The sequence below is a fragment of the Nitrospina sp. 32_T5 genome (assembly GCF_052156635.1).
GTDB lineage: Bacteria > Nitrospinota > Nitrospinia > Nitrospinales > Nitrospinaceae > Nitrospina.
Genome location: NZ_JBQKUO010000003.1, coordinates 192514 through 205931 on the forward strand (window position 1 = coordinate 192514; position 13418 = coordinate 205931).

Annotated in this window: 14 protein-coding genes; 9 read left to right on the forward strand and 5 right to left on the reverse strand. The window is 57.7% G+C overall.

From position 1 onward, the window contains the following. Positions 1-36: 36 nt before the first annotated feature. The 3 genes from pyk to ACTRW9_RS09245 all read left to right on the forward strand — a co-directional run bounded on the left by pyk (position 37) and on the right by ACTRW9_RS09245 (position 2867). Positions 37-1473 carry a pyruvate kinase gene (pyk, locus tag ACTRW9_RS09235; RefSeq protein ID WP_442429110.1) on the forward strand — a complete coding sequence of 479 codons (1437 nt, stop codon included), beginning with the start codon at positions 37-39 and terminating at the stop codon, positions 1471-1473. A gap of 194 nt (positions 1474-1667) precedes the next feature. Further along, a complete protein-coding gene (locus ACTRW9_RS09240; RefSeq protein ID WP_442429111.1) occupies positions 1668-2252 on the forward strand; it encodes a tetratricopeptide repeat protein in 585 nt (194 codons plus the stop codon). Between the two features lie 216 nt (positions 2253-2468). Further along, positions 2469-2867, forward strand: coding sequence for an endonuclease domain-containing protein (locus tag ACTRW9_RS09245; protein ID WP_442429112.1), 399 nt, complete (start codon positions 2469-2471; stop codon positions 2865-2867). Positions 2868-3287: 420 nt separating this feature from the next. Here ACTRW9_RS09245 and ACTRW9_RS09250 read toward each other — a convergent pair whose 3' ends face one another. The 3 genes from ACTRW9_RS09250 to ACTRW9_RS09260 form a co-directional block, all read right to left on the reverse strand. Further along, on the reverse strand, positions 3288-3830 hold the full coding sequence (locus tag ACTRW9_RS09250) for a phosphoribosyltransferase (RefSeq protein WP_442429113.1): 543 nt from the start codon (positions 3828-3830) through the stop codon (positions 3288-3290). Between the two features lie 68 nt (positions 3831-3898). Next, complete coding sequence (locus ACTRW9_RS09255; RefSeq protein ID WP_442425956.1) at positions 3899-4570, reverse strand: protein-L-isoaspartate(D-aspartate) O-methyltransferase; 672 nt, start codon at positions 4568-4570, stop codon at positions 3899-3901. Positions 4571-4681: 111 nt separating this feature from the next. Beyond that, a complete protein-coding gene (locus tag ACTRW9_RS09260) occupies positions 4682-5020 on the reverse strand; it encodes a hypothetical protein (RefSeq protein ID WP_442425957.1) in 339 nt (112 codons plus the stop codon). A gap of 85 nt (positions 5021-5105) precedes the next feature. On the opposite strand from ACTRW9_RS09260, the gene ACTRW9_RS09265 reads away from it, so the two are divergent. Then, positions 5106-5966 carry a M28 family peptidase gene (locus ACTRW9_RS09265; RefSeq protein ID WP_442429114.1) on the forward strand — a complete coding sequence of 287 codons (861 nt, stop codon included), beginning with the start codon at positions 5106-5108 and terminating at the stop codon, positions 5964-5966. Positions 5967-6035: 69 nt separating this feature from the next. Here ACTRW9_RS09265 and ACTRW9_RS09270 read toward each other — a convergent pair whose 3' ends face one another. Both ACTRW9_RS09270 and ACTRW9_RS09275 read right to left on the reverse strand, forming a co-directional pair. Next, positions 6036-6404: a hypothetical protein gene (locus ACTRW9_RS09270; RefSeq protein ID WP_442425959.1), complete on the reverse strand. Its 369-nt coding sequence runs from the start codon at positions 6402-6404 to the stop codon at positions 6036-6038. A gap of 57 nt (positions 6405-6461) precedes the next feature. After that, positions 6462-7334: a hypothetical protein gene (locus ACTRW9_RS09275; RefSeq protein ID WP_442429115.1), complete on the reverse strand. Its 873-nt coding sequence runs from the start codon at positions 7332-7334 to the stop codon at positions 6462-6464. Positions 7335-7539: 205 nt separating this feature from the next. Here ACTRW9_RS09275 and ACTRW9_RS09280 point away from each other — a divergent pair, with 205 nt between their 5' ends. The 5 genes from ACTRW9_RS09280 (at position 7540) to ACTRW9_RS09300 (ending at position 13349) form a co-directional block, all read left to right on the forward strand. After that, positions 7540-8409 (forward strand): hypothetical protein, encoded by an 870-nt coding sequence (locus tag ACTRW9_RS09280; protein ID WP_442429116.1) that lies wholly within the window; start codon positions 7540-7542, stop codon positions 8407-8409. Positions 8410-8508: 99 nt separating this feature from the next. Next, complete coding sequence (hflK, locus tag ACTRW9_RS09285) at positions 8509-9579, forward strand: FtsH protease activity modulator HflK (RefSeq protein WP_442429117.1); 1071 nt, start codon at positions 8509-8511, stop codon at positions 9577-9579. A gap of 37 nt (positions 9580-9616) precedes the next feature. Beyond that, on the forward strand, positions 9617-10465 hold the full coding sequence (gene hflC / locus ACTRW9_RS09290; protein WP_442429118.1) for a protease modulator HflC: 849 nt from the start codon (positions 9617-9619) through the stop codon (positions 10463-10465). A gap of 47 nt (positions 10466-10512) precedes the next feature. After that, positions 10513-11877, forward strand: coding sequence for a Trk system potassium transporter TrkA (trkA, locus tag ACTRW9_RS09295; RefSeq protein ID WP_442429119.1), 1365 nt, complete (start codon positions 10513-10515; stop codon positions 11875-11877). After that, positions 11877-13349: a TrkH family potassium uptake protein gene (locus ACTRW9_RS09300; protein ID WP_442425965.1), complete on the forward strand. Its 1473-nt coding sequence runs from the start codon at positions 11877-11879 to the stop codon at positions 13347-13349. The genes trkA and ACTRW9_RS09300 overlap by 1 nt, the downstream gene beginning before the upstream one ends. Positions 13350-13418 lie beyond the last annotated feature (69 nt).

The following is a 13418-nucleotide window of genomic DNA, read 5'->3' on the forward strand; positions in this document are numbered from 1 at the left end:
CAAGATGGCCAGGCACTTTCATTCTCCGGAGGGGCGATGACAAATACCGGGGTGCGATTGACCAAGATCATAGCCACCCTGGGTCCCGCCACGGGGACCCTGAAACAGATTGAAGCGCTGGCGAAGGCCGGGGTCAATGTGTTTCGCCTCAACCTTTCCCACGGGGACCACAAGAGCCTGCAACAATGGATTCGCTGGATCCGCAGGGTGGAGAAAACCCTGCGGATTCACCTGGGCATTCTTTTTGATTTGCAGGGACCCAAAATTCGCGTCGGTGAATTTGAAAACGGGCACACCACTCTTCACCCCGGGCAAACGGTCACCTTCACCACAAAACGGGTCACGGGAAAAGACAACCTCATTCCCGTGCAGTTCAGGCAGTTTCCTCAATCTGTAAAAAAAGGCAACACAGTCTACCTGGACGACGGGAACATCGGCGTCCAGGTCCTTTCCGTTTCCGGAAAACAGGTACAGGGGAAGGTCCGAACCGGGGGTCGCCTGACCGATCACAAAGGCGTCAACCTGCCGGATTCGACGATCCCCACGGGGCCGTTGACGGCAAAGGATAAAAATGACCTGCAGTTCGGACTGCAGGAGGAGATCGATTTCGTGGCTCTGTCGTTTGTCAGTTCGGCGAAAGACATTGAACACCTTCGGCGTCTGGTCCAACGCCGGGGGGGAGGGGTTGAAATCATCGCCAAAATCGAGCGCAAGCAGGCGGTGCAGAACCTGAAGTCCATCATCTCCGCCGCCGATGCGGTGATGGTGGCGCGCGGAGATTTGGGCATTGAAATCCCGCTCACCCAGGTGCCGACTGTCCAACAGCAGATCCTGCACGAATGCGCCCGCCAAGGCAAACCGGCGATCGTGGCCACGCAGGTGCTGGAGTCCATGATCCGGAACGCCCGCCCCACCCGCGCCGAGATCTCCGACATTTCCCATGCCGTGATGTTCAACACCGATGCCATCATGCTCTCCGCCGAAACCGCGGTGGGTCAACACCCCCTGGAAGCGGTGCGGGTCATGGCGAAAACGGTGGAGGACACCGAGGCGTTCTTGAAAAAGGAACAAAAAATCCAGCCGTGGAAATGGATTTTAGAGGAGGAGCCGCCCATCAGCCTGGGGGTCGCATACTCCGCCAACCACCTTGCAGAGGCATTGCGCGCGCGGGTGATCGTCGTGTTCACCCTCACCGGCGGCACGGCGAAAATGGTGCGGTCGCCGCACCCCATGGTTCCGCTGGCGGTCTTCACCTCCAGGCCCCGCCGTGCCCGGCAATTGACGCTGCTCCGCGGTGCCCTGCCATTTCTGGTGGAGGCGGACCGCCCGTTCCTGAACGATATGGAAGCGGTACTGAAATGCCTGAAACAAAAGAAAATGGTAAAAAAGGGCGACCGCATTGTGATCGCTACCGGCGAACCGGCCGACATCCCGAAATGGACCAACGTCATCCGGGTGGAACGCGTGCCGTAACCGCGCCAGGCGCGAGCAAATAGGTACTACTCGGAGAATGAAACGATGGTCGGTGGGCCCAATCCAGATCACCCCCCCTCCTTACCAAGGAGGGGATTGAGGGGGAGGTTCTGGAGCTTCTTTCCTTTTATTCAAACAAGCGTCGCAATACCGGCTTGCCACCCAGAACGTTAGTGATACACAGGAGACTTGTCATGTTTCACCGTCACACCCGAACGACACTCATCACCACCCTGCTGACAGCCCTGCTTGCCATTGGGCTGTTCTCCGCCTGCACCACCCAGCGGATTCAATCCGACTGGCACCTGAAAGGCGACGCCGCGTACGAGCGGTCCGAATACAAGGAAGCGTTCGGGTGGTACCACAAGGCGGCGGAGGCGGGTCACGTGGAAGCGCAGACGCAACTCGGCATGATGTACGCCGCCGGGCAGGGCGTGCGGCAGGACTACGACGCGGGGCTGGCGTGGACGCGAAAGGCAGCGGAGGCGGGACACATCCGCGCGCAGACGAACCTCGGCATCCTGTACATGACGGGCTTCGGCATCCCGCGCGATTTTAAAGAGTCGGTGAAGTGGCTGACGATGGGGGCTGAGGGGGGCGACCCCAAGGCGCAGACCCAGCTGGGCCTGATGCGCGAGACCGGCATCGGCATTCCGCGCGACCCCGTCCGCGCCCTTTTCTGGTACCGCAAAGCCGCCACCAGCACCGAAGAACCCTACGCCACTTTAGCGCGAAACGGTCTGGAACGGTTGGAAGGCCCGGGCCCACGCGGCAATTGAACGATTGCGCCGAGCCACGCCCGGCGACCATCTCCTCCGAGCGGGGGATTCCATACTCCGCGGGCGGATGAAGATCAGCGATTGCGGACCGGTGGGCACCCCCTTCTCCGAAGGGGGCTGGGGGGCTTTTACATTCAGGCTTTTTTCTGAGGAGCCGCAGGCAACGAAGAAACTTTAAAATGAATCTTCCACAAACGTAATTGATGGTATGAACTCATGCCCCGCAGAAACCTGAGACCCCACCTGCCCTACGACGGATCCCTCATTGAAAAAGCCCGCGACCTGCGCATCCAATCCACTCCCCCCGAAAAACGGTTCTGGTACCACCTGCGCCAGATGCCTTGTTATCAGGAAACGCAGTTCAACCGGCAGAAACCCATTGGCCAATTCATCGTCGATTTCTACTGCCATGCGTACGGACTGGTCATCGAAATCGACGGCGACACCCACGGCGCGGACGAAGCGAAAAGGAAAGATGCGGCAAGGACGGCGTGGCTGGAGTCGCAGGGGTTGCGGGTTCTGCGATTTTTAAACAGGGAGGTGATGACCAACATCGAAGGCGTGATGAGCGTGGTGGAGAGGGTCATTGAAGAGATTAAGGAAGAAGCCCCCTAGCCCCCTTCGGAGAAGGGGGGACCCATCTGCCCCCAGAACTAAATCGTTCTAATGTGAAGACAAATTGTTTAGCGGAAGAAAAACAAAAAGCGGTTTAATGGGTCGTGGTCGTACCCCCAAATACAACACGCCCCGTCCGATTGCAACCCGGTTCACTTTTCGGTCTAAGGAGGAATGCCTACCCTGCGGGCGAATGGAAGCCAGGAGATGGAAACCGATCGTCTCCCCTTTCTCCAAAGGAGAATCAGCGATTGCGGACCGGTGGGCACCCCCTTCTCCGAAGGGGGCTGGGGGGCTTTTACATTACGGGCTTTTTTCATGAGGAGCCGCAGGACTACGCCCGGCGGTTCCCCCTTCTGAATGAAACAGTGAAAATATTCCAAGTGCTCTCTTCCAATAACAGTTGGAATATTTTGTCCTTCAATCCTCGCTGTACAGCGCGACGAGGCGCTTGTCGACGAAGTCGAAGCGTTCGGTGCGGACCCATTTCTGTTCCTTGTCGGGACTGCCGCTGACGGCGGAGAAATCCAGGTTCGCCGGGTTGCGCTTGATCATGCACGCATACGTGATGGTCTCCGGCGTCTCCTCGATGTCCAGGTAATCCACGGTGCGCATAAACTGCGATCCGGTGGTCACGATGTCGTCCACGATCAGCCAGTGGGTGTCGGCGGGGTACTTCGGCACGCCCAGCTGTTCCAGCTCGATGCGCCGGTGCGGCATGATGTAAAACTTGAGGTTCATCATCTTCGCCAGCGTGTAGCCGATGCGGATGCCCTCGGTCTCGATGCCCACCACCACCTCGAAGTTGCCGTGCTCCTTCTGCCACGCCTCCAGCTTGCGGACCAGCATGGCGCAGTAGGCCTCGTTCATGGTGTCGGAGAGGGATGCGTAGTCGTAGTTGTAGTGGGATTTGATGCCGGGGCCGAACTCGAATTGGCCTTCCTTCTTGATTCGCGAGAACACGGTCGTCACCTCGAGCTAAGTTCCATCCGGTTAGTGGATCGCGGCGGCGGACGGGCCCGGCGGCGGGATCACTCCTCTTCCGGCCAGCCGTACTTGCCGACCAGCGGCACAAACAGGCAGTGGTTCAGCATGGTCTTCTGCACCGCGCCGTTTTTCACCGTCACGCGGATCAGTTCCTGCCGTTCCGAGTCGCCGACGGGCAGCACCATGCGGCCGCCGTCTTTCAACTGCTCGACCAGCGTTTTGGGCACCTCCGGCGCCGCCGCTGTTACCAGAATAGCATCATACGGCCCCTGATCGCGCCATCCATACGTGCCGTCGAAAATTTTGTAGTTGATATTAGTATAGCCCAAACGGTCCAGCAGTTCCTTCGCGCGGCGGCCGAGCGGCTTGATGCGCTCGACGGTGAACACCTGAGCCGCCAGTTCCGCCAGCAGGGCCGTCTGGTAGCCGGAGCCGGTGCCGATCTCCAGCACGCGTTCTTCGCCTTTGAGCGCCAGCGCCTCGGTCATGGCGGCGACGATGTACGGTTGCGAGATGGTCTGGTTGTCGCCGATGGGAAGCGGGTGGTCGCCGTAGGCCTTGTGCTGGAACGAGGGCTCGACGAACAGGTGCCGCGGCAGGCGGCTCATCGCTTCCAGCACCGCGAGGTCGCGGATGCCTCGGTCGACGAGCTGTTCCTCGACCATCTTCTGTCGCTGGCCGGAGTATTCGTGGGACGGTGGTGCGGTCAGGCTCATTCAATTTCCGGGAGGTTGCGCGCAGAGACCCTGCCCTGCGCAAGGGTGGTACGGTGCCGGGTCCGGCACAAAGTCAGCACGCGGCGCACCGAGGACGGGCGGTCCGCGCGATCAGTGTATGGGAATGGACCGGTCCGTCCCGAACCGCTCGAACGCAAGCTGAAACGGGTGTTTGACCCCGGGCGCGGGAGGTTGTATGGTGTCCATCCGGCGGGGATCCTGGTAAAAAATCAGGTCCCACTGGTCCTGGTACCGGTCGTATTTCAGAAGGTAGATGTTGTCGTCGTCGGCCTTCACCTTGAAATAGTCGCAGTCGTCCCCCAGCCAGGCGTCGATGACTTCGCGCACTTGGAACGATCGCCGAAAATCGCGGTCGGCGAGGGTGAACGCCACGGGGCGTTCGTTGACCTTGTAGCCGGAGTGGCACTCTACCTTGACCATGCCGATCATGGTATGACTTGCTCCCTGAAATGTAAACCCATTTTTTGACCGCCAAAATCCCTGAAAACCGCTTTCCAAAGCGGGGAAACGACCCATGCGCCCAGCCGAAACCGCCTCCCTCGAATCCCATTTAAAGGCCCTTGTGGGCGAAAGGAACCCTTATTCCTCCCCCGAGGCGCTGGAAGCGGCAGGGGCGTACGTGGAGTCGCATTTTTCGGCCTGCGGGCTGGAGGTGTGGCGCGACCCGGTGCCTTTCGAGGGAAAAGAGTATTTCAACGTGTTCGGCCGCCTGGAAGGGGCGCACCCGGAGGGTGGCCTGCTGGTCGTCGGGGCGCATTTCGATACGGTGGAGGGCACACCCGGCGCGGACGACAACGCCAGCGCCGTAGCGGCGCTCTTGGAAATCGCCTCCTGCCTGAAAGGCGCCACCCCGTCGCTGTCCATCCTGTTCGCCGGGTTCACGCTGGAGGAATACGCCTTCGTCGGCAGCGAGCACCTGTGCAAACGCCTCATGCAGGAGGACGTACCGGTCGCCGGGATGATCTCGCTTGAGATGCTGGGGTTCGTGAACCGCACGCCGCATTCGCAGAATTACCCGCACTACGTCGATCCGGCGAAGTACCCGGACCGGGGCGACTTCATCGCCGTGGTCGGCAACGAGGTGTCGCAGGAGATGACCGTATCGCTGGTGGGATCGATGAAGCAGGCGGTGCCGGGGCTGGGCGTGGAGTTTTTGGTGGTGCCGGGAGACGGCGCGGCGTTTCCGGAGGTGCAGTTGAGCGACCACGCGCCGTTCTGGCAGGGCGGCCACAAGGCGGTGATGGTGACCGACACTGCGTTCTTCCGCAATCCGCATTACCACCTGCCCTCGGACACGCTGGAGACGCTCGATCTCCCTTTCCTGCGCGACGTCACCGAAGGCGTGGCGGCTTACCTGGAATCTCCCCAATTATAAAAACGGGAGCCCGTTCGGACTCCCGTTCCAATGGGTCCAACAATTTTCAGAAAGGGTCCTGGGCCCTTATTATTTCTTGCTGGAAGATTCGCCGTCGGTCAGGTTGTCGAAGGTTTCTTCCAGCCGTTCGGCGTTTTTCTTGAACACTTTCTTCGCGTTTTTGGAAGATTCCTCGATACTCTTTTCGATGTTCTTCATTGATTTTTTCAGGCCGGTTTCCTTGTTCTTTTCGGCCAGGTTGTTTTTCGTTTTCTGAATCTGCTTTTTCGCGCGCTCAACGTTTTCTTCCCAGTTGAGGGAATCGAGCACCTTGTCCTTTGCTTTTTCGAGAGCGCCCGCCTCCCCCTTTTTGCCTTTACCGCCATCGGCATGGAGAGGCATTGCCATTACGAACACCAGGGCAAAAATGAAAATGGATTTGGAAATCATGCGCTGCATAGGCAGGTGACCGAATGAAGAACAGGGGCGGGAATATCGACGGAAGGTCTGGATGCGTTACGGCTTTTCGGGGGCCGCCTCGCCTTCCTCTTTTTTCTCGTCGTCCTTGCCAACCAGTTTCTTGAATGCATCTTTCAGTGGATTGCTGGAATTTTCGCCTTCTTCCTTTTCTTTTTCTTTATTTTCCCCGGTGGCTTCGGCTTTTGAAGTGGTGTCCGTTTTCGATTTGGTTTCCGCCTTGGCCTGTTTCGGCTCGTCCTCCAGTTCCTTTTTGTCATCGCCTTTCACGGTCTCGACGATTTTATCGATGGTCTGGGAAAGAAACTTCTTGGCACTCGCCTTGGTTTTTTCCTCCGAGGATTCCGCCTGGGCTTCCGCCTCAGCCTTTTTCTCCTTTGCGGCGTCTTTCAGCTTGGCAGCTTTTTCTTTAGCCTCTTCCCTGGCCTCTTCGGACTCTTCCTTGTTTTTGATCAGGGTCTTGAAGGCTTTCTTGATGATCCCTTCCTTGGGTTTTTCCTCTTCAGGGGTCCCGGCTTCCTCTTTGGTTTCGGCTTTTTCGGTTTCCTGGGATTTACCGGACTCATCATCCTTGCCGACCAGTTTCTTGAAGGTTTCCTTCAGAATGTTCGTGGATTCCTTTTTCTCTCCGGTTTCCGGCTCCGGCTTGGACTCCGCCTTTTTGGTTTTTGGAGGCGGCGTTTTTTCCGCGGCAGGCTCTTCTCCCTCTTTTTTATCGTCGTCATTGCCGACGAGTTTTTTGAACGCCTCTTTCAGGACGTTGGTGTTGGCCGGTGTTTTTTCAGTTTCATTTCCCTGGACTTCCGGCTCGTTTCCCTTGCCGGTGGACGCACTTTCAGCGAAAGCGGGTCCGGTCTGCACCATGGCCACCACCAGGATGAAAGCCATCAATGTGTTATAACAGGTTTTCATGAACGGCAATTTCCCCTCCCCAAAACAGGTCAACCCCTTGTAATGCAATTCTCTCTTTAATTGTAAACGCAATGCATTTCATTATAGAAGCAAAATTACATTTTTTTACGGCACCCCGGCCGCCGGGCCCAATGGAAACCCGATAAATCTTGAAATCAAAATCCTTTTTGGTCACAATGGGGCCATTAAAAATGAGTGAGAAGCCATGTTAGCGTTTGCAAAAGACATCACTAAAACGGACCCCAGCCATCCCGAAGAATCCAACAACGAAAAGTTGAAGGAATACATGGAATACCAGCGCTCCCTCAACCACGAGCGGCTGGTGTTCCACGCTCTCGACCGGGCCAAGACCGGCCTGCAGCAAATCATTCAGGACAGCTGGGGAGAGGCGACCAAGTCGGAAACCTACCTCAAGGAAAATTTTCCGGTTTCGCAGCGCTACGCTGACCAGGAAACGCTGATGATCATGTTGCGAAAACTGGTGAACGCGCATAACAGCACCAACAACTGGTACCAGATGAACCCTTTTTTCTGCGGGGTGGTTTACGATGCGCTGGAACGCTTCCTTGCCATGTACAACCGGCTCGCAAACGAGGAACCGGAAAAAGCGGAAGAGTTCGGAATCGCCGAAGGAGGCCGCGAAGTGGATTTCGACGACTGGGTCCGTCTTTATTTTCTCGATCTCGACTTCATGATCGGCCAGCAGATGAATTACGTCCACTTTGCCAACCGCCGCCGCAACCAGGCCATCGAAACCTTCATCGGCCAGCAGATGGCGGACGGCAAAAGCAGGGAGGACGCGGCCAAGGAAGCGGGCGATGAATTCAACATGGACGAAGCTTCGATCCGGATATATCTTGGTTACGAGATCAATCATCAGGACCTGGAGTTGTTTTATACCTCCGCTGAAAACCCGATCTATGAATACCTTTACGACCCCAACGCGGAAGATGGGTTCATGGACGGGGAAACCCTCATCGACTATTCCTATTTTCTCGGTCACCAGCTCAAGGGATTGAGCGAAACCGAGGCGGAAAAAGTCCTCGAAGATATTGAAAAACTTTCAAAACACTGATCGCTGGGCTACACTGAAATTAGTTCGGTAATTGTTTAATGCCGGGTTCCGTGCTGTTCGCGGCGCCCGTTACCCAAGTGGATTATGTCGAATCACAACATGTCATGGGATGATCTTCACGACCAGGGCCCGCCGCAGGAACGCCAGCGGCCGCGCTCCGGCGGAGGTGGTGGCGAGGGACCCGGCGGTCCCGGGCCGCAAATGCAGATGCCTCAATTCAAAATGCCGCCGTTCAAACCCGGCACCGTATTGGCGGCCATCCTTGTTCTGCTGGCACTCTGGATTCTGCCCAGCGTTTTTTATTTCGTGGAACAGGATGAGGAAGGCGTGGTCACCCGCTTCGGCCGGTACGAACGCACCACCCTGCCCGGCCCGCATTTCAAATTTCCGTCACCCATCGAACACGTCTACACCCCGAAAGTCCGCCAGGTGCGCCGCACCGAAATCGGTTTCCGCCTCAACAACGCGGGCCAGGTGCGCGATTTCCCGCCGGAATCGCTGATGGTGACCGGCGACCAGAACATCATCGACATCGACCTGGTCGTTCAGTACAACATTTCCGACTCCAAGAATTTCCTGTTCGTGGTGCGCGATACGGAGCAGGTGGTCCGCGACGCGGCGGAGACCGTCATCCGCGGCATCATCGGCAACAAGATGATCGATGAGGCCCTGACCGTCGGCAAGGCGGAGATCCAGATTCTGGTCAAGGAACAGATGCAGGCACTGCTCGACGAATATCAAGCGGGGATTCGCATCATCAACGTGCAGTTGCAGGACGTCAGCCCGCCCAAGCAGGTGGAAAGCGCATTCAAGGACGTCGTCAGCGCGCGCGAAGACAAGGAACGCATGATCAACGAAGCGCAGGGGTACCGCAACGCGGTGATCCCGGAAGCGCGCGGACAGGCGGCCCAGATTGTCCGCAATGCGGAAGGTTACCGCGAACAGATCGTCAAGAAATCCCGTGGTGACGCCGCCCGTTTCCTGTCCCAGTTCGAAGAATACAAGAAAGCGCCGGAAATCACCCGCCGGCGCATTTACCTGGAAACCATGGAAGAAATTTTCCCCAGCATGAACAAGTTCGTCATTGGTGGAAAAGGGAGCGGGGTTCTGCCCATCCTGCCCCTGGGCAAGGATTTCCAGAAAAACATGAACATGAACGGCCGCAAATGATGCGGCTGCCATTCACCGAAACCGGAATCGATCGATTATGAAACAGGCCAGTGTCATTGGGCTCGTTGTACTGCTCATCGTGCTCTACAACTCCATGTTCACCGTCAAGATGACGGAGAATGCTGTTGTCCTGCAGCTCCAGGAATACAAAAAGACCATCACCGAGCCCGGACTGTATTTCAAAGTCCCGGTCATCCAGTCGGTGAAGTACTTTTCCAAACAGCTGCTGGTCAATGACGATGAAGCCTACGAAGTCATTACCAAGGACAAGAAAACCCTGCTGATCGACAACTATTCCATGTGGCGCATTGTCGATCCGTTGAAGTTCCTGCAGACGGTGCGTACGGAAACAGGCGGCGCCTCGCGTCTCGACGACCTCATCAAGTCCGAGTTGCGCGTGGAACTGGGTACGCACGACCTGGTGGACGCGATCGTCAACACCCGTGAGCAGATCATGAACAAGGTCACCGAAGAAGTGGATAAAAAGGCGGCCGACTACGGCATCCAGGTGACCGACGTGCGCATCAAGCGGGCCGACCTGCCGCCGGAAATCGCCAACTCCATTTTCAACCGCATGCGCACGGAGCGCGAACGCATCGCCAAGGAATACCGTTCGGAAGGCAAGGAGGAAGCCACCAAGATCCGCGCCGAAACCGACAAGGAAAAAACCATCCTGATGGCCGAGGCGTATGAAGAAGAACAGAAAATCCGGGGTGAAGGCGAAAAGGAATCGATCCGCATTTACGCCGAGGCATACAGCCGGGACCCGGATTTTTACGCTTTCATGCGGTCCATGGAGGCTTACAAGAATTCCCTGAAAACGGACACCACGGTATTGATGGACGAGAAGTCCGATTTCCTGGAATACCTCAACAAAATCCGTTAGCCGGGCGGGCGGCACCGCGGCCTGCCCCGCTTGAACGACCACCGTCCATGAAAATTCTGATCGTCGGCGCCGGCATCGTAGGGTTCAACCTCGCCCAGGAACTGTCCCACGAGGGACACGACATCTCCATCATCGACGAAAACGCCGAGCGCATCAAAACCATCTCCGAAAAGCTCGACGTGCTTGCCATTCACGGCAATGGCTGCATTCCCAGCACCCTGTTGAAAGCCCAGATCCGCGGCGCGGACATGGTGATCTCCGTCACCGACAAGGACGAGATCAACCTCATGGTCTGTTTCCTCGGACAAAAGTTCGGCATCCCAAAACGGTTCGCCCGCCTGCGCAACGTGGAATTGACCGGCGCGAGCAAGGTGTTCAGCCCGCAGGAACTGTTCGTCGATTACGCCATCAACCCCGGCGAGATCGTGGTCGATTCCCTGCTCAAGATCATCCAGACGCCCAGTTCCATCAACGTTGCCGAATTCGCCGGCGGCCAAATCCTGCTCCGCGGCTTCGAGGTGTCGGAAGACGCGCCGCTGGTCGGCAAGACCATCAGGGAAATCCGCAGTGTGTCGGAGATGAACTCGTTCATGGTGGTGGCCCTGGTGCGCGACGGAAGCCTGCACGTGCCCAAGTTCGAGGACACGGTGCAGCCGAAGGACAAGGCCTACATCGTGATCGACAACGAGTTTCTGCCGCTCGCGCTCCCCATGTTCAACAAGAAGGTAGAGCAGATCCACAAGGTCATCATGTACGGGGCCAACCCCATTTCCATAAACCTGGCGCAGGAACTGCACAAGTTCGTCGACGACGTGTCGATCATCGAACCGAGTCACGACCACGCCACGACCGCCGCCGATTCGCTCGAACACACCGTCATCCTGCACGGCAACGGCACCGACCCGGACCTGTTCAACGACATCAACATGAAGGACGCGGACCTGTATCTCGCACTGTCCGACAATGACGAGATGAACATCCTCTCCGCCCTGCTTGCGAAAAAGCACGGGGCGAAACGCGCCGCCGTCCTCACCAACGACCCCGATTACCTGCCGATCCTCGATTCCATCGGCATGGACATCAACATCAACCCGCGCCTCATCACCGTCTCCGCCATTCTCAAGCACCTGCGCAAGGGGGAGGTGCTGAACGTGCACAAACTGGCGGAGGGAGAGGCGGAGGTCATGGAGATCGTGGTTCATCCCAAATCCACCGCCGTCGGCAAACGCATCAACCAGCTTCGCATGCCGACGGAGGCCATCATCGGCGCGATTGTCCGCAAGGGCGAGATGATCGTGCCTGCAGGGGCGACGGAGATCGAAGCAGAAGACACGGTGATCCTCGCCACCCTGCCGCAATGCCTTGAAAAGGTGGAAAAACTCTTCAGCGAAAAAACGGGCTTCTTTTCCTGATGAATCTCCAGGCCATTTTCAACGTCGTCGGCGTCCTTCTCATTCTTCTGGGGGCGATTCTGATCGTGCCCCTGCTGGTTTCCCTTTATTACATGGAGCCGGGCCTTCACGGTGGCATGGCTCCGCACACGGCGTTTCTCATCGTCGCCATCCTGTCGGTCGTGGTTGGCTCCGCACTGTGGAAGTACCTGCCTTCCGGCATTGAAAAACTGCGCGAACGGGAGGGCTTCGCCATCGTCGGCGTCTCGTGGGTGTCGCTCACCCTGGTTTCCTGTCTGCCGCTCTATTTGACCGGCGCCTGTCCGAGTTTCGTCGATGCGTTTTTCGAAACCATGAGCGGTTTCACCACCACCGGCGCATCGGTGCTTTCCAACATCGACGACCTGCCGCACGGCATCCTGTTCTGGCGGAACCTGATGCAGTGGATGGGCGGCATGGGGATCATCATGCTGTCGCTGGCCATCTTCCCGGCGCTCGGCATCGGCAGTTTCCAACTGTTCAAGGCGGAAATTCCCGGCGGCGCCACCGTCGAGCGCATGCAGCCGCGCCTGGCCGAAACCGCCAAGCTCCTGTGGACCACCTACCTCGTGCTGACCGTGGCGGAGATCGCACTATTGGTGGGCGGCGGCATGGGCTGGTTCGACGCCGTCTGCCACACCTTTTCCACCGTCGCCACCGGCGGCTTCTCCCCGCATCAGGAAAGCATCGGCCATTTCGACAATTTGTATTTCGAAATGGTCATCATCACCTTCATGTACCTGGGAGGCGTCAACTTCGCCCTGCATTACCACATGGTTCACCGCAACTGGGACGTGGTGACCACAAACCCGGAGTTGCGGTTTTACACCATCGTCGTGTTGGTGAGCGTGGCCGCGGCCACCGTGGGCCTGTGGGCGCAGACTCCCGAAAACGGCGTCGGCGATGCACTTCGCCGTGCCGCATTCAATGTGGTCTCCATCAACACCACCACCGGTTTCGCCACCGACGACTTCACCCTGTGGCCGGAATACCTGCAGGTGCTTCTGGTGGGACTCATGATGATGGGGGCCTGTGCCGGGTCCACCAGCGGCTCGTTCAAGGCCATCCGCGTCATCATCATCCTCAAGGTCATTTACCGGGAGTTGCAAAAACTCGTTCATCCCCGCGCGGTCATCAGCATCAAGGTCGGGCAGAGGGCGCTGGACAGCGACCAGGTCACCAACGTGCTTTCCCTGTGGGGGCTCTTCTTTGGATTGTCCGGATTGGGCTACCTTTTACTGTCGATCCTGGGCGTCGACAACGCTTCCAGCCTGACGGGCACCATCGCCTGCCTGTTCAATATCGGTCCCGGCCTGGGTTCCGTCGGACCGGCCGGGGATTATTCCTCCATTCCGGATACCGGGAAGTGGGTATTGAGCCTGATGATGCTTCTGGGCCGCCTGGAAATCTATGGCATCCTGCTTCTTTTCATGCCCGTCACCTGGCGCAAATAAGCATAAAATTGAATTGATTTTGGCAGGCTAATCCCTTAGTATTCTCCTGTCCAAATCCTGGGGGCCTCC